This is a genomic window from Herbidospora daliensis (assembly GCF_001570585.1).
GTDB classification, from domain to species: domain Bacteria; phylum Actinomycetota; class Actinomycetes; order Streptosporangiales; family Streptosporangiaceae; genus Herbidospora; species Herbidospora daliensis.
In genome coordinates, this window is the sequence record NZ_BBXF01000005.1 from 1,001,300 (window position 1) to 1,017,586 (window position 16,287).

The following is a 16,287-nucleotide window of genomic DNA, read 5'->3' on the forward strand; positions in this document are numbered from 1 at the left end:
ACCGCCCGATAAACGCGCCGATCTCATGGTGGCGCGAGAAACTGCATAGCAGTGTGCAGTCGCCGCGGTTCACAGTCGCGGCAAACGGCCGCCCGCTTTCAAAGCGGACGGCCTTTGAAGTCAACCCTCGTATCTTACACCGTGATTCCCATTGGGAATCACACGTTGAAGCCGAGCATCCTCAGCTGGTCACGACCGTCGTCGGTGATCTTGTCAGGGCCCCACGGCGGCAGCCACACCCAGTTGATGACCACGCCGCTGACCAGGTCGGCGAGCGCCGAGTTGGCCTGGTCTTCGATGACGTCGGTCAGCGGGCAGGCCGCGCTGGTCAGCGTCATGTCGATGGTGCAGACGGGCTTCTCGCCCTCGCCGGCGGCGTCGAGGTTGAGGCCGTAGATCAGGCCGAGGTCGACGACGTTGACGCCGAGCTCGGGGTCGACGACGTCGCGGAGGGCCTCCATGACCTCGTCGTTGGACAGGTCGCCTTCATAGGGGGCGGCCGTCGGGGTCTCGGTCGGCTTGCTCATCTCAGGCACTCCTCACCACGGCGTCCTTGTACGCCATCCACGACAACAGGGCGCACTTGACCCGCGCCGGATACTTGGCCACCCCGGCGAACGCGACCGCGTCGCCGAGGACGTCCTCGTCGGCCTCCACCTGGCCGCGGCCCTGCATCAGCCGGGTGAACTCGTCGACGACGCCGAGGCTCTCCTCGACGGTCGACCCGGTGGCCAGCTCGTGGAGCACCGAGGCGGCGGCCTGGCTGATCGAACAGCCCTGGCCCTCGTAGGAGACGTCGAGCACCTTGCCCTCGTCGACCTTCACGCGCAGCGTGATCTCGTCGCCGCAGGTGGGGTTGACGTGGTGGACCTCGGCGTCGAACGGGTCGCGCAGGCCACGGCCCTGGGGGTGCTTGTAGTGCTCCAGGATCAGTTCCTGGTACATCGACTCAGCGATCATCCGAACACCTTCTGCACATGGTGGAGCCCCCGCGCCAGGGCGTCGATCTCGTCCGTGGTGTTGTAAAGGTACAACGACGCACGAGTGGTGGCGGGGATGCCGAACCGCAGGTGAAGCGGCCTGGCGCAGTGGTGACCGACCCTGACGGCGATGCCGAACGCGTCGTCGAGGATCTGCCCGACGTCGTGGGGGTGGATGTCGTCACCCGACAGGTTCTTCAGGGTGAACGAGATCGTGCCCCCGCGCGCGATGTTCGTGCGCGGGCCGATCACCTTCAGGCCCGGGATCTCGCCGAGGGCGTCGAGGGCGTAGCCCGTCAGCGCCTTCTCGTGGGCCTTGACGTCGGCCATGCCGATGCCGGTCAGGTAATTGGCCGCCGCGCCCAGGCCGATGGCCTCGACGATCGGCGGGGTGCCGGCCTCGAACTTGTGCGGCACGGGCGCGTAGGTCGAGCGGTCCATCCAGACCGCCTCGATCATCTCGCCGCCGCCGAGGAACGGCGGCATCGCGTCGAGGAGCTCGCGCCGGCCCCACAGCACGCCGATGCCCGACGGGCCGACCATCTTGTGGCCGGTGAAGGCCACGAAGTCGACGCCGAGCTCGGTGACGTCGACCGGCATGTGCGGCACCGACTGGGACGCGTCGAGCATCATCAGCGCGCCGACCTCGCGGGCGCGGGCCAGGATCGGCGAGACCGAGTTGACCGTGCCCAGCACGTTGGACTGGTGGACGATCGACACGATCTTGGTGCGCTCGTTGACCAGGTCGTCGAGGCCGTCGAGGTCGAGGCGGCCCTCGTCGGTCACCGTGAACCAGCGCAGCGTGGCGCCGGTCCGCTGGGCGAGCAGCTGCCACGGCACGATGTTGGAGTGGTGCTCCATCTCGCTGATGACGATCTCGTCGCCCGGCCCGACCTTGAAGCGCGCGTCGGTGGCGATCGGGTTGCCGAAGGCGTACGCGACGAGGTTGAGCGCCTCGGAGGCGTTCTTGGTGAAGACGATCTCGTCGCGCGAGGGCGCCTTGACGAACGCCGCGACGGCGTCGCGGGCGTCCTCGTAGGCGGCCGTCGACTCCGCGCCCAGCGTGTGGTGGGCGCGGCCGACGTTGCTGTAGTGGTGGGCCAGGTGATCGCGCATCGTGTCGATGACCTGGTTCGGCTTCTGCGATGAGTTGCCGGAGTCCAGGTAGACGAGCGAGCGCCCTCCTGGCAGCTCACGAGAAAGGACCGGGAAGTCCTTTCTGATGAGATCGACGTCGAACATCAGGAACTGACCTTCGTGTAGGCCTCGTAGCCCTCGTTCTCCAGCTTCTCGGCGAGCTCGGGACCGCCCTCTTCGACGATGCGGCCGGCCGCGAAGACGTGCACGAAGTCGGGCTTCACGTAGCGCAGGATGCGGGTGTAGTGGGTGATCAGCAGCACGCCGGTGTCACCCGAGGCGCGGAAGCGGTTGACGCCCTCGGAGACGACGCGCAGGGCGTCGACGTCGAGACCCGAGTCGGTCTCGTCGAGGACGGCCACCTTCGGCTTCAGCAGCTCCAGCTGGAGGATCTCGTGGCGCTTCTTCTCGCCGCCGGAGAAGCCCTCGTTGACGTTGCGGGTGGCGAACGCCGAGTCGATCGACAGGTTGTCCATGCCGGTCTTGAGGTCCTTGGCGAACTGGCGCAGCTTGGGCGCCTCGCCCGACACGGCCGTGACGGCGCTGCGCAGGAAGTTGGACACCGACACGCCGGGGACCTCGACGGGGTACTGCATCGCGAGGAACAGGCCGGCGCGGGCGCGCTCGTCGACCGACATGTCGAGCAGGTCCTCACCGTCGAGGGTGACGCTGCCGCTGGTGATCGTGTACTTCGGGTGGCCGGCGATGGCGTAGGCGAGCGTGCTCTTGCCCGAGCCGTTGGGGCCCATGATGGCGTGGGTCTCACCGGCGCTGACGGTCAGGTCGACCCCCTTGAGGATCTCCTTGTCGCCGACGGAGACGTGCAGGTCGCGGATCTGGAGCGTGGACACGTTATGACTCCTTCGAGAGCGAGACATACACGTCGTCGCCTTCGATCTTGACTCGGTATGTGGGAACGGGCCTGGTCGCGGGCGGCCCCGTCGGCTTGCCGGTACGGATGTCGAAACACGATCCGTGCAGCCAGCATTCCAGCGTGCCGTCGTAGACCTCTCCCTCGCTGAGGCGCACCTCGGCGTGGGAGCAGACGTCGTGGACGGCGTACACCTCGGCGCCCTCGCGGACGAGCGCGACCGGGGTGCCGTCGACCTCGACGCCGATGACGCCCTCGTCGGGGACGTCCTCGACCTTGCAGACCTTTTCGAAGCTCATCGCGCGAGTTCCGCCTCGACGGCCGCCAGCACCTTCTCCTGGATCTCCGGCACCTCGATGCGCTGGATCAGCTCGTTGAAGAAGCCGTGGACGATCAGCTTGCGGGCCTCGTCGGCGGGGATGCCGCGCGCCTGCAGGTAGAACATGTGCTCGTCGTCGAGCCGGCCGGAGGCCGACGCGTGGCCCGCCCCGGCGATCTCGCCGGTGAGGATCTCCAGGTTCGGCACCGAGTCGGCGCGGGCGCCGTCGGTCAGCAGCAGGTTGCGGTTGAGCTCGTAGGTGTCGGTGCCCTCGGCCTCGGCGCGGATGATGACGTCGCCGATCCAGACGGTGTGGGCGTCGTCGCCCTGCAGGCCGCCCTTGTAAGTGACGTCGGAGGCGCAGTTGGGCACGCTGTGGTCGACCAGGAGACGGTGCTCCAGGTGCTGACCGGCGTCGGCGAAGTAGAGGCCGACCAGCTCGGCCCGCCCGCCGGGCGCCGTGTAGGCCACCCGGGGCGAGATCCGGACCAGGTCGCCGCCGAGGGTGACCACGACCGACTTGAACGTGGCGTCCCTGCCGACCAGCGTCGTGTACTGCGCCACCTGGACGGCGTCGCGGTCCCACTCCTGGTTCGACACCACGGTGAGCTTGGCGCCGTCGCCGACGACGAACTCGACGTTCGCCCCCTGCACGCCGGTGCCCGTGTAGTTGAGCACGACGACCGCCTCGGCCATCGGCTTGACGTCGACGAGCAGGTGGCGGAACACGGTGCCGCCCTGCCCGTGGACGTTGACCACGATCGGCTCCGACGGGACGAGCTCCTTGGGCACGGTGATCACACCGGCCTTCTCGAACGCGTTGTACGCCTGCGCCGCCACCCGGTCGGCCGGCTTGCCCGCCGAACCGATCCGGGGGTCTTCCCGGCTGACCAGCTCGTAGCTCACCCCGGACGGGGTCAGGACCTCGGTGCGGTCGTTGCCGTCGTTGACGGCCGAACCGTCGTGCAGGCCCTTCAGCCGCGACAGCGGCGTGAACCGCCACTGCTCCTCACGTCCGGTCGGGACGGGGAAGTCGGCCAGGTCGAAGGAGGCCGTCTCGTGCAGGGTCACGAGCGGCTTGGTCTCAAGACCCATGGTTAGCCCACCGCTCCTTCCATCTGAAGTTCGATCAGACGGTTGAGCTCCAAGGCGTACTCCATGGGAAGTTCACGGGCGATCGGCTCGACGAAGCCGCGCACGATCATGGCCATGGCCTCGTCTTCGTTCAGACCGCGGCTCATCAGGTAGAAGAGCTGGTCTTCGGAGACCTTCGAGACGGTCGCCTCGTGGCCCATGGACACGTCGTCCTCGCGGACGTCGACATAGGGATAGGTGTCGGAGCGGCTGATCTGGTCGACCAGCAGGGCGTCGCACTTGACCGTGGAGGCCGATCCGGCGGCGCCCTCCTCGATCTGGACCAGGCCCCGGTAGGAGGTGCGGCCACCGCCGCGCGCCACCGACTTGCTGATGATGGTGGACGAGGTGTTGGGCGCCAGGTGCACCATCTTGGCGCCGGCGTCCTGGTGCTGGCCCTCGCCGGCGAAGGCGATGGACAGGGTCTCGCCCTTGGCGTGCTCGCCCATCAGGTAGACGGCCGGGTACTTCATCGTGACCTTGGAGCCGATGTTGCCGTCGATCCACTCCATGGTCGCGCCCTCGTACGCCACGGCGCGCTTGGTGACCAGGTTGTAGACGTTGTTCGACCAGTTCTGGATGGTCGTGTAACGGCAGCGGGCGCCCTTCTTCACGACGATCTCCACGACGGCGCTGTGCAGCGAGTCGCTGGAGTAGATCGGCGCGGTGCAGCCCTCGACGTAGTGGACGTAGCTGTTCTCGTCGACGATGATCAGGGTGCGCTCGAACTGGCCCATGTTCTCGGTGTTGATCCGGAAGTAGGCCTGGAGCGGGATCTCGACGTTGACGTTCGGCGGCACGTAGATGAAGGAGCCGCCCGACCAGGTGGCGGTGTTCAGCGCGGCGAACTTGTTGTCGCCGACGGGGATCACCGAGCCGAAGTACTCCTTGAAGAGCTCCTCGTGCTCGCGCAGGCCGGTGTCGGTGTCGACGAAGATGACACCCTTCTCCTCAAGGTCCTCACGGATCTTGTGGTAGACCACCTCGGACTCGTACTGGGCCGCGACGCCCGCGATGAGCCGCTGCTTCTCGGCCTCGGGGATGCCCAGCTTGTCGTAGGTGTTCTTGATGTCCTCGGGCAGCTCGTCCCAGGACGCCGCCTGCTTCTCCGTCGACCGCACGAAGTACTTGATGTTGTCGAAGTCGATGCCCGTGAGGTCGGAGCCCCAGGTCGGCATGGGCTTCTTGCCGAACAGGCGCAGCCCCTTCAGACGCAGGTCGAGCATCCACTCGGGTTCGTTCTTCAGCGCGGAGATGTTCCGCACGACGTCCTCGTTCAGGCCGCGGCGCGCCACGGCGCCGGCGGCGTCGGGGTCGGACCAGCCGAACTTGTAGTTCCCGAGGCCTTCCAGCTCCGGGCGGTCGGTGACAGTCACCTTCCGGGCTCCTTGCTCTCTATACGAGTGGCTCGCGCCAGCGCGTGGGGGCTGACGTGGGTGGTGCAGATTCCGTCTCCGTGGGCGATCGTCGCCAGCCGCTGGACGGGCGTGCCCAGGAGACGCCCGAACGCTTCGGTCTCGGCCTCGCACAACTGCGGGAACGCGGCCGCGACGTGGGCGACCGGGCAGTGGTGCTGGCAGAGCTGCTCGCCGCCGGTCGCCGTCTTGGTGGACGAGGCGGCGTACCCGTCGGCCGACAGGGCCTCGGCGAGCATGCGCACCCGCTGCTCGGCCGGGATCTGCCGCATGGCGGGCGCCAGCCGGGCGACCAGCCCGGCGACCTGCTCCCGGGCGAACTCGGTCACGGCGGCGGCCCCCAGATGCTGCTCCAGGAACCGCAGCGCGCTGCCGGCCAGGTCGTCGTAGGCGTGCTCGAAGGCGCTGCGCCCGGCATCGGTGATGCCGAACAGCTTGGCCGGACGGCCACGCCCGCGCTGACCCTTGCTCCGGGCTTCGCGGGTCTCGATCATCCCTTCGGCGAGAAGGGCGTCGAGGTGCCGCCGGACGGCGGCCGGGGTGAGCCCCAGCCGTTCGCCGAGGTCGGCGGCGGTGACCGGGCCGTGTTCGAGGATCAGGCGCGCGACCCGCGCCCGGGTTCCCCGTTCCGAGGGCACGCCGGAGGACCGCGTGGTCTCCCCTGCGTTGGTCCCGGTCACGTTTTTCACAACATCAGTGTGGCGTAATTCCTTCCCGCACCACAAACGGAACCCCGCATTCGTGGGGAATGGAATTTGTCACGCAGGTAAGGCTTACCTAAGTTCAACCGGCCACCGGGAGGGCGGATCGAGCATATAGCCCGGGAAGCCCCAATCGGTCCCTGACCTCGGACGACACGTTTCGGCGGCCGTTTTCGCGATTTCGGGGATCTTCCCCCCGTTCGCGCATTCCCGGTCAGCTCCCGCGGCTGCACGTGCCCGGCGTCGGGGAATTCCCGCGACCGCCAGTCGGGACGGCGGGCGAGGAGGTCGCCGGCGACGGCCCGGCCGATCAGGGGGTCCCGACCCGGTCCGGGGCCGTCTCGGCGAACAGCAGGGCCACCAGCCCGCCCATGGACCAGCCGTGGACGACCGCGCCGGTGATCTCGAGCCGGTCGGCGAAGGCGTGCAGGAAGCGGGCGTCGGGCCGGGTCCCTGCCGCGCGAACGTGCGGGGCGCCGGTGTGCCCGGGCAGCGTGCCCGGCAGGTCGGGGGCGACGACCCGCCCGAGGGCGCTCAGCGGGCCGATGAGATCGAGCCACATCGACGCGCCGCCCGCCATCGGATGGACCAGCAGGTGGACGGGCCCGCCCCGGCCGGCGCTCAGGTAGTGCACGGGGGTGCCGCGGACGCCGACCTCCCGGCCGGCGATCCCGGCCCAGCGCGGGGACCGCGTCCCCCGGTCGGCGTGCCGCATACGCGCATCATCGTCGGCCCGCCCGCCCGGTGCCACGGCTGGTCTGTACCGGGTCCTCGCCGAACCGCGTATAGATCCGATGTCTGGAGATCGAGAGCCGGAAAAATGATCCGATCTCTTCCCCATCAGGCGTCCCACTGATCGTGATTTGAAGATTTAAAGCCCCGATCCATCGGACTAGACCACCCGATGAGGCGTGGGTCACAAGTTGGTTGCATCGAAATTCATCGGATCTCAAAGCTTGTTTCGGCCAAGTTTCGGTGCTATTTCATTGTGAGATCACCAACCCTGACCCATAAGGAACACCCGTGAGTCACCCCCCACGGCGGCTGCTCGGCGCCGCCACGGCGCTGGGGCTGGCCATGGCTCTGGGCGTGCCGGTGCTGCAGGGCAGCACCGCCACGGCTCAGGTCCAGGAGGCCGCAGCCGCGCAGGACGATCTGACCCTCTGGTACGACAGGCCCGCGACCAATTGGGAGTCGCAGGCCCTTCCGATCGGCAACGGCGCCCTCGGCGCGATGATCTACGGTGGCGTCGCCACCGAGCAGATCCAGTTCAACGAGAAGACCCTCTGGACCGGCGGGCCCGGCTCCAACGGCTACAACTTCGGCAACTGGACGACGCCGCGGCCCACCGCGATCGCCGACGTCCAGGCGCTCATCGACACGAACAAGCAGATGACCCCGGCTCAGGTGGCGCAGCGCCTCGGTCAGGGCAAGACGAACTTCGGGTCCTACCAGACGTTCGGCGACATGTTCCTGGACTTCCCGGGCGCGCCGGCGAACCCGACCGACTACAAGCGGTCGCTGAACCTGAACGACGCGGTGTCCGCCGTCACGTACAAGGACGCCAACGGCGTCACGTACAAGCGTGAGTACTTCGCCAGCTACCCCAACAACGTCATCGTGGGGCGCATCTCCACTGACGCCGCCGGCAAGGTCAACTTCACCATCCGGCACACCTCGCCGCGCAACGACAAGACGGTCAGCGTCTCCAAGGGCCGCATGACCATCCGCGGCAAGCTGGCCAACAACGGGCTCAACTTCGAGTCGCAGGTCAACGTCGTCACCGAGGGCGGTTCCCGGACCGACGGGACCGACCGCATCACGGTCTCCAACGCCAACGCCGCGTGGTTCGTGATCTCGGCCGGCACCGACTACTCGATGCAGTACCCGACGTACCGGACCGAGGACCCGCACGACAACGTGCGCCACTGGGCCAACTGGGCGTCGTCGATGTCGTACGCCGCCCTGAAGCAGTCGCACCTCGACGACTACCACGGGCTGTTCGACCGGGTGAAGCTGAACCTGGGCCAGCAGGCGCCGAACCTGCCGACCAACCAGCTGCGCGCGGCCTACTCGGGCGGCTCGGCGGCGCAGGACCGCTACCTGGAGGCCCTGTTCTACCAGTACGGCCGCTACCTGCTGATCTCCTCCTCGCGTGAGGGGTCGCTGCCGGCCAACCTGCAGGGCGTGTGGAACAACGTCACGAACCCCCCGTGGGACGCCGACTACCACGTCAACATCAACCTGCAGATGAACTACTGGCTCGCCGAGCAGACCAACCTCGCCGAGACCACCAAGCCGTACGACGACTACATCTCCTCGATGGTCGCCCCCGGCACCAAGACCGCGACCGACATGTACAACGCGCGCGGCTGGGTCGTGAACAACGAGACCAACCCCTGGGGCTTCACGGGCCTGCACAACTACCCCGAGTCGTTCTGGTTCCCCGAGGCCGCCGCGTGGACCACGCAGCAGATGTACGACCACTACCGGTTCAACGGCGACGAGAAGTACCTCAAGCGCACCGCCTACCCGGTGATGAAGGGCGCGGCCGAGTTCTGGCTCGACTTCCTGCACACCGACCCGCGTGACGGCAAGCTCGTCGTCTCCCCGTCGTACTCGCCGGAGAACGGCCAGTTCACGGCCGGCGCGTCGATGTCGCAGCAGATCGTCACCGAGCTGCTCACCAACACCCTGAACGCCGCCAAGACCCTCAAGGTCGACACGGCGCTGCAGGCCGAGCTGACCAACACCCTGGCCAAGCTCGACCCGGGCATCCGCATCGGCTCCTGGGGCCAGCTCCAGGAGTGGAAGGAAGACCTGGACAACCCCAACAACGACCACCGCCACGTCTCGCACCTGTTCGCGGTGCACCCGGGCAACGCGATCAAGGCCGGCACCCCCGCGGGTGAGGCCGCCAAGATCTCGCTGACCGCCCGCGGCGACGGCGGCACCGGCTGGTCGAAGGCCTGGAAGATCAACTTCTGGGCGCGCCTGCTCGACGGCGACCACTCGCACAAGATGCTCAGCGAGCAGCTCAAGTCGTCCACGCTGGACAACCTGTTCGACACCCACCCGCCGTTCCAGATCGACGGCAACTTCGGCGCCACCTCCGGTGTCACCGAGATGCTGCTGCAGTCGCACCAGGACACCATCCACGTCCTCCCGGCCCTCCCGGCCGTGTGGAAGAACGGTTCGGTCTCCGGCCTGCGCGCCCGCGGCAACGCGACCGTCGACGTCCAGTGGTCCAACAGCAGCCTCACCAAGGCCGTCATCAAGGCCGGCAGCACCGGTGAGCTGAAGGTCCGCGCCGGCGCGATCAACGCCCGTTACTCGTTCGTGGACGACCAGGGCAACCCGGTCGACGCGATCCGCACCGGCGACACCCTGACGTTCGGCGCCGAGGCGGGCAGGACGTACACCCTCTACAACGAGATCCAGCTCTCGGTCTCGGCTCCGGCCGAGATCGGCGCCGGCCAGGTCGTCCCGGTCAAGGCCACCGTCACCGCGATCCAGAACGCGTCGCCGGCGGGCACCCTGACCCTGCAGCTCCCCTCGGGCTGGACCGCCGACCCGGCCTCGACCCAGGTCGCCTCGGTCCCGGCCGGCGAGAGCCGCGAGATCACGGTGAACGTCACGGCCGGTCCGTCCACCGGAGCGACCTCGGCGCGCATCCAGGCGACCCTGGCCGGCTCCGGCTGGTCGATCAGCGCCGCGACCGGCGCCGCCCTGAACCCGTGTGCGGTTCCCCCGGCCGACCGTGCCATCGTCGCCTGGGACCCGCAGGAGGGCACGACCATCGCCGACCAGTCCGGCTCCGGCCGGAACGGCGTGGTGGTCAACGGCGCGGCGACCTACGACGCCGACGGCGGCCTGATCCTGGGCGGCCAGAACTACGTCCGCACCGAGCAGCCGACGACCATCGGCTACCTGCGTGAGGCCACGTTCGCGGCCGAGGTGAAGATCGGCGGCTCCGGCTACCGGCGCCTGTTCGACTCGCAGCCCTCGGGCAACCCGGGCACCGACGGCGTCCTGATGGACGTCACGCCGGAGAACCGCCTGCGCCTCATCGGCGCGGGTCAGGGCGTCACGACCAACGCGACGCTGCCCACCGGCCGCTACATCGACCTGGTGATCACCCTCAACCGCAACGGCGCCATCGACGTCTACGTCGACGGCGTGCGGGCGGGCGGCGGCAACACCGGCTCGACCGGCATCTACGGCTGCAACAACCGGCCGCTGATCTTCGCCGCCAACCAGGGCGGCGGAGAGCGGATGACCGGCGCGGTCGACCGGATGGCCGTGCTCCCCTACGCGCTGCCCGCGAACCAGGTCTCGACCTGGCAGGACATCGCCTTCTGACCAACCGAATAGAGGGGAACCGGCCGGGGTGCTTACCGGCCGGTTCTCTCGTTTCTAGGGGGTGCTCTCCCAGAGGCCCACGGCCGCCCCGGCGGGGTCGGTGACGATCGCGAAGTTGCCCATCCCGGGCACCTCGGTGGGCCCGACCATCTGGGTGGCGCCAAGCCGGGCGGACTCCTCGAGCGCGGCGTCGAGGTTGTCGGCGCCCAGATAGGCCAGCCAGTACGACGGCACCTCGACCGGCAGGACGTCGGGCATGGCCATCATCCCGGCCAGCACGTGGCCGTTCTCGGCGAAGGTGGTGTACTCCATGTCCCCCATGGGCCGGGTGTCGGCCGTCCAGCCGAAGACCTCGCCGTAGAACTCCCTCGACCGGAAGGTGTCGCGGGTCATCAGCTCGCTCCAGTTGAGCGTGCCGGGCTCGTTGGCGAGCTGGGCCCCCGGCTTGTCGATCGGCTGCCACGCGCAGATGTAGGCCCCGGCGGGGTCGAGGTAGGCGGCCATGCGGCCCTCGTTCATGATCTGCGTGGGTTCGGTGACGATGGTGCCGCCGTTCTCACGGACCAGCTCGGTGGTCTTGGCGACGTCGTCGGTGCAGACGTAGGTGTTCCAGGCGGCGGGCATGCCCTCCTGGTAGACGGGGCCGATCCCGGCGACGTACTTGCCGTGCAGGTGGAAGACGCCGTAGCCGCCGTAGTCCTCGCTCGCCTCGTCGAAGACGGCCGTCCAGCCGAAGAGCTCGGTGTAGAACTCCGTGGACGCGTCGATGTCGGGGGTGGACAGGTCCACCCAACACGGCACGCCGGGTGCATAGCTCGTGAATTCGGACATGCGCCACCCTCCTTGCGTTTGAGCTATGGGGACATTTCCACCCTTACATGCACAAACCCCGCTGTCGGCGACCGTGGGCGTACCCGGAGGAAGCCTTTACCGGCCCGGTCGCGGACGGAGGCGGGGTGCTCACTCCCTACACTCGAAGGCATGGAAGACGCCGCGGTCGAGGTCCGCGATCTGGTCAAGCGCTACGGCCGGGTGACCGCGGTCGACCACCTCGACCTGCGCTGCCGCCGGGGCGAGGTGACCGCCGTGCTCGGCCCCAACGGCGCCGGGAAGACGTCCACCATCGAGATCTGCGAGGGCTTCCGCACGGCCGACTCCGGTTCGGTGCGGGTCCTCGGGCGCGCACCCGAGGACCCCGAGCTGAAGCCGCGGATCGGGATCATGCTCCAGTCGGGCGGGGTGCCCCAGGCGGCCCGCGCCGGAGAGTGGCTGCGGCTGGTCTCGCGTTTCCACGCCCACCCGCTCGACCCGGCGGCGCTGCTCGACCGGCTCGGCCTCGCCGACCACGCCCGCACCCCCTACCGGCGGCTCTCCGGGGGCCAGCAGCAGCGGCTCGGGCTCGCGGCGGCCGTGATCGGCCGTCCCGAACTGGTCTTCCTCGACGAACCGACGGCCGGGCTCGACCCGCAGGCCCGGCACGCCTGCTGGGACATGGTGCGCGAGCTGCGCGCCGCCGGGGTGTCGGTGGTGCTGACCACCCACCACATGGACGAGGCCGAGAAGCTCTCCGACCACGTCGTGATCATCGACCGGGGCCGGGTGGTCGCCGAGGGGTCGCCCGCCGAGCTGACCGGCGCCGAGCGCCAGCTCCGGTTCCGCGCCCGCCCGGGGCTCAACCTCGACGAGGTGCTCAGCGCCCTGCCGCCCGGGAGCGCGGCCAAGGAGTCCCCGGCCGGCCACTACATCATCGAAGGCCAGGTCGACCCGTCGCTGCTGGCCACGGTGACCGCGTGGTGCGCGACCGAGGGCGTGACGACCGAAGACCTCAGCATCGAGCGGCGCACCCTGGAAGACGTCTTCCTGGAGCTGACCGGACGGGAGCTACGTTGACCACCCTCGACCTGTCGCCGGCGCCCGGGGCGGCCCCGCTCGCGCAGATGGTGCTCGCCCAGGCGGGCGCGGAGATCCGCGCCACGCTGCGCAACGGCGAGCAGCTCCTGCTGACCCTGATCATCCCGATCCTGCTGCTCGTGGGCTTCTCCAAGGCGCCGTTCCTCGACGTCGAGGGGCCCCGGGTCGACTTCGTCGCGCCCGGCGTGCTGGCCCTGGCGGTGTTGTCGACGGCGTTCACCGGCCAGGCCATCGCGACCGGCTTCGAGCGGCGCTACGGCGTCCTGAAGCGCCTGGGGGCCACTCCCCTGTCGCGGACCGGCCTGATGCTGGCCAAGACCGCCGCGGTGATCGTCGTCGAGCTGCTCCAGATCGTGGTGCTGGTGCTGGTGGCGCTCGCGCTCGGCTGGTCGCCCCACGGCAACCCGCTGACGGTGGCGCTGCTGGTCATCCTGGGCACGGCGGCCTTCAGCGGCCTCGGGCTGCTGATGGCCGGCACCCTGCGGGCCGAGGCGACGCTCGCCGGGGCCAACCTGGTCTACCTGCTGCTGCTCGCGCTGGGCGGCGTGGTGCTGCCCGTCTCGGCCTTCCCCGAGAGCATCCGGCCGCTGCTGGAGATCCTCCCCATCACCGCCCTGACCGACGGCGTGCGGTCGGTGCTGACCGGGGTGGGCGGCTTCCCCATGGGCGCGGCGCTGGTGCTGCTGTCGTGGGCCGTGCTGGCCCTGGCTGCGGCCGCCCGCTGGTTCCGCTGGGAGTAGCTCCCCGGGCCGTCTCACAGGGCGGAATCAGGAGCGATCTTGGTGTTTGCCCCTTACAGTGAGATCCGCTGATTTCGGGTGAGGGGTGAGTCGACGGTGACCGCTGACGCGGGGGCGTACAAGGGATCGTTCCGGCTCGCCGACGCCGTTCCGCCGCCGCTGCTGGTGATGCTGGGCATCGTGTCGGTGCAGATCGGCGCGGGCCTGGCCAAGAACCTGTTCGCGCAGCTCTCCCCGACCGCCGTGGTCTTCCTGAGGATCGCGGCCGGCACGCTCGTGCTGGTGGCCTTCGTCCGCCCCCGGGTCCGGGGGCTCTCGTGGCAGAGCATCGGGATCGGGCTGGCCTTCGGGGCGATCCTCGCGCTGATGAACCTCTCGTTCTACGAGGCGCTGGCCCGGCTGCCCATCGGCATCGCGGTCGCCATCGAGTTCATGGGGCCGCTGGCGGTGGCCGTGGCGGCCTCCCGCCGCAAGCTCGACCTGCTGTGGGTCGGGCTGGCCGCGACCGGGATCGTGCTGCTCGCCCCCTGGGGCGACGCCGCCAACGCCGACTGGGTCGGCATCGCCTTCGCCGCCGGGGCCGGTGTCTGCTGGGGCGCCTACATCCTGCTGTCGGCGTCGGTCGGGCAGCGGTTCCCCGGCACGTCGGGGCTGGCCTTCGCGATGATCGTGGCAACCCTCGTGATCGCGCCGCCGGGCATCGTCTCGGGCGGCATGGGGCTGCTCGACCCCACGATCCTGCTGATCGGGCTCGGGGTCGGGCTGCTGTCGTCGGTGATCCCCTACTCGCTGGAGATGGAGGCGCTGCGCCGGATGCCGAAGCGGGTCTTCGGCATCCTGATGTCGCTGGAGCCCGCCGTCGCCGCCCTCGTGGGGCTGGTCGTGCTCGGCGAGATCCTGCACCTGCGCGAGTGGGCCGCCATCGGGTGTGTGGTGGTGGCCTCGGTCGGGGCCGCGCGCTCGGGCTAGGTCACTCGGGCTTGTTGGCCCAGATGCCTCGGACGTGCTGGATGTGGTGGCTCATGATGTGTTCGGCCGCGGCGCGGTCGCCCTTGATCAGGGCGTCGAGGAGTTCGACGTGCTCGCGGGCCGAGTCGACCAGCTTCCCGGCGTCGGCCAGGCCCTTCAGCCCGTAGAGGCGGGCCCGGCCGCGCAGTTCGCGCACCACCTCGACCAGGTGGGCGTTGCCCGCCAGGCTCAGCAGCTCGACGTGGAACCGCAGGTCGGCGTTGACGTAGGTGAGCAGGTCGCCGCGTTCGGCGGAGGTGACGATCTCCCTGGCCAGGGGGCGCAGCCGCTCGAAGTCGGCCCCGCGCCCCGAGTCGGCCAGCCGGGCGACCGTGGGCACCTCGATGAGGCGGCGGATCTCGGTGATGTCGTCGAGGTCGGAGTCGGACATCTCGGTGACCCGGAACCCCTTGTTGCGCACCGCCTCGACCAGGCCCTCTTTCGCCAGGTCGAGCATCGCCTCGCGGACCGGGGTCGCGGACACGCCGAACTGGGCCGCGAGCACCGGCGCGGAGTAGACGACCCCCGGCCTCATCTCACCCGCGACCAGCGCGTCTCTGAGGGCTTGCGCGACCTGTTCGCGCAGGCTCTGCCGTTCACCCACGACCGGCAGGCCGAGTCCCTCTGCTCCCGTCGCCATTCCGCTCCCATCCGTGACATCGGATCTGGTGATCGTACCGGTTCGGACCGGTACGCGACCGCCTGGTCACAGCAGGAATCCCTCCGGGAAGGGGTCGCGTGGATCAAGGAAGTACTGGGCGGTGCCGGTGAGCCAGCCGCGGCCGGTGATGTGGGGCACCACGGCCTGGTGATCTCCCACGGCGGCCTCGGCGACCAGGCGGCCCGTGAAGGTCGTGCCGATGAACGACTCATTGGTGAAATCGGCATCGATGGGCAAGTCGCCCCGGGCGTGGAGCTGGGCCATGCGGGCGCTGGTGCCCGTCCCGCACGGAGAGCGGTCGAACCAGCCGGGGTGGATGGCCATGGCGTGCCGGGAGTGCCGCGCGGTCGAGCCGGGGGCGAGGAACTGCACGTGGTGGCAGCCCCGGATGCCCGGATCGAGGGGATGGACCGGCTCGCCGCCCTCGTTGATCGCCTCCATGACCGCCAGGCCGGCGTCCAGGATCTGCTGCTTGTACGCCCGGTCGAACGGCAGCCCCACCGACTCGATCGGCAGGATCGCGTAGAAGTTGCCGCCGTAGGCCAGGTCGTAGGTGAGCTCGCCGAACCCCGGGACCTTGACCGTCTGGTCGAGGGCCACCGCGAACGAGGGCACGTTCTCGATCGTGACCGACTCGGCGACGCCGTCGCGCACCGCCACCGACGCGGTGACCAGCCCGGCCGGGGTGTCGAGCCGGATCGTCGTCACGGGCTCGACGACCTCGACCATGCCGGTCTCCACCAGCACGGTCGCCACGCCGATCGTGCCGTGGCCGCACATCGGCAGGCAGCCGGAGACCTCGATGTAGAGCACGCCCCAGTCGGCGTCGGGCCGGGTGGGCGGCTGGAGGATGGCGCCGCTCATGGCGGCGTGCCCCCGGGGCTCGTACATGAGCAGGGTGCGGACGTGATCGAGGTGGGCCATGAAGTGCTCGCGGCGCTCGGCCATGGTCGCGCCGGGGATCACCCCGACGCCGCCGGTGATCACGCGGGTGGGCATGCCCTCGGTGTGGGAGTCGACGGCGTGGAAGATCCTTCGGGTGCGCACG

16 protein-coding genes are annotated in these 16,287 nt (G+C 69.3%); 4 read left to right on the forward strand and 12 right to left on the reverse strand.

From position 1 onward, the window contains the following. Window positions 1-158: 158 nt before the first annotated feature. From AW274_RS27885 to AW274_RS27925, 9 genes are all read right to left on the reverse strand, one after another. Window positions 159-527: a metal-sulfur cluster assembly factor gene (locus AW274_RS27885; RefSeq protein ID WP_062437696.1), complete on the reverse strand. Its 369-nt coding sequence runs from the start codon at window positions 525-527 to the stop codon at window positions 159-161. A 1-nt stretch (window position 528) separates the two neighbouring features. Beyond that, entirely contained in the window at window positions 529-960 is a 432-nt protein-coding gene (sufU, locus tag AW274_RS27890) for a Fe-S cluster assembly sulfur transfer protein SufU (RefSeq protein WP_030452277.1), read from the reverse strand. Continuing rightward, window positions 957-2,222: a cysteine desulfurase gene (locus AW274_RS27895; protein WP_062437698.1), complete on the reverse strand. Its 1,266-nt coding sequence runs from the start codon at window positions 2,220-2,222 to the stop codon at window positions 957-959. The genes sufU and AW274_RS27895 overlap by 4 nt, the downstream gene beginning before the upstream one ends. Beyond that, on the reverse strand, window positions 2,222-2,968 hold the full coding sequence (gene sufC / locus AW274_RS27900; protein WP_062437700.1) for a Fe-S cluster assembly ATPase SufC: 747 nt from the start codon (window positions 2,966-2,968) through the stop codon (window positions 2,222-2,224). Before sufC ends, AW274_RS27895 begins: the two co-directional genes overlap by 1 nt. Window position 2,969: 1 nt before the next feature. Further along, window positions 2,970-3,287 (reverse strand): non-heme iron oxygenase ferredoxin subunit, encoded by a 318-nt coding sequence (locus tag AW274_RS27905; protein ID WP_062437702.1) that lies wholly within the window; start codon window positions 3,285-3,287, stop codon window positions 2,970-2,972. Further along, window positions 3,284-4,402, reverse strand: a complete 1,119-nt coding sequence (gene sufD / locus AW274_RS27910) for a Fe-S cluster assembly protein SufD (RefSeq protein WP_062437705.1) — start codon at window positions 4,400-4,402, stop codon at window positions 3,284-3,286. Before sufD ends, AW274_RS27905 begins: the two co-directional genes overlap by 4 nt. 2 nt (window positions 4,403-4,404) lie before the next feature. Then, on the reverse strand, window positions 4,405-5,817 hold the full coding sequence (gene sufB, locus AW274_RS27915; RefSeq protein ID WP_061292506.1) for a Fe-S cluster assembly protein SufB: 1,413 nt from the start codon (window positions 5,815-5,817) through the stop codon (window positions 4,405-4,407). Further along, window positions 5,814-6,545: a helix-turn-helix transcriptional regulator gene (locus AW274_RS27920; protein ID WP_062437707.1), complete on the reverse strand. Its 732-nt coding sequence runs from the start codon at window positions 6,543-6,545 to the stop codon at window positions 5,814-5,816. The genes sufB and AW274_RS27920 overlap by 4 nt, the downstream gene beginning before the upstream one ends. 322 nt (window positions 6,546-6,867) lie before the next feature. Further along, a complete protein-coding gene (locus tag AW274_RS27925) occupies window positions 6,868-7,272 on the reverse strand; it encodes an alpha/beta fold hydrolase (protein ID WP_062437709.1) in 405 nt (134 codons plus the stop codon). A gap of 308 nt (window positions 7,273-7,580) precedes the next feature. Between AW274_RS27925 and AW274_RS27930 the strand changes: the two genes are divergently transcribed. Next, complete coding sequence (locus AW274_RS27930; RefSeq protein ID WP_063813614.1) at window positions 7,581-10,919, forward strand: glycosyl hydrolase family 95 catalytic domain-containing protein; 3,339 nt, start codon at window positions 7,581-7,583, stop codon at window positions 10,917-10,919. Between the two features lie 54 nt (window positions 10,920-10,973). Here the strand turns inward: AW274_RS27930 and AW274_RS27935 are convergent, their stop codons facing one another. Next, on the reverse strand, window positions 10,974-11,750 hold the full coding sequence (locus AW274_RS27935; protein WP_063813615.1) for a VOC family protein: 777 nt from the start codon (window positions 11,748-11,750) through the stop codon (window positions 10,974-10,976). A 150-nt stretch (window positions 11,751-11,900) separates the two neighbouring features. Between AW274_RS27935 and AW274_RS27940 the strand changes: the two genes are divergently transcribed. The 3 genes from AW274_RS27940 to AW274_RS27950 all read left to right on the forward strand — a co-directional run bounded on the left by AW274_RS27940 (window position 11,901) and on the right by AW274_RS27950 (window position 14,539). Continuing rightward, entirely contained in the window at window positions 11,901-12,809 is a 909-nt protein-coding gene (locus AW274_RS27940) for an ABC transporter ATP-binding protein (RefSeq protein WP_062437713.1), read from the forward strand. Continuing rightward, window positions 12,806-13,570 (forward strand): ABC transporter permease, encoded by a 765-nt coding sequence (locus tag AW274_RS27945; protein ID WP_439648791.1) that lies wholly within the window; start codon window positions 12,806-12,808, stop codon window positions 13,568-13,570. The genes AW274_RS27940 and AW274_RS27945 overlap by 4 nt, the downstream gene beginning before the upstream one ends. Before the next feature lie 96 nt (window positions 13,571-13,666). Next, complete coding sequence (locus AW274_RS27950; RefSeq protein WP_232320413.1) at window positions 13,667-14,539, forward strand: EamA family transporter; 873 nt, start codon at window positions 13,667-13,669, stop codon at window positions 14,537-14,539. A gap of 1 nt (window position 14,540) precedes the next feature. Here AW274_RS27950 and AW274_RS27955 read toward each other — a convergent pair whose 3' ends face one another. After that, the gene (locus tag AW274_RS27955; RefSeq protein WP_062437719.1) at window positions 14,541-15,218 is read right to left on the reverse strand and encodes a GntR family transcriptional regulator; all 678 of its coding nucleotides are present in this window, start codon (window positions 15,216-15,218) and stop codon (window positions 14,541-14,543) included. 66 nt (window positions 15,219-15,284) lie between these two features. Further along, on the reverse strand, window positions 15,285-16,286 hold the full coding sequence (locus AW274_RS27960) for a proline racemase family protein (protein WP_062437721.1): 1,002 nt from the start codon (window positions 16,284-16,286) through the stop codon (window positions 15,285-15,287). Window position 16,287 lies beyond the last annotated feature (1 nt).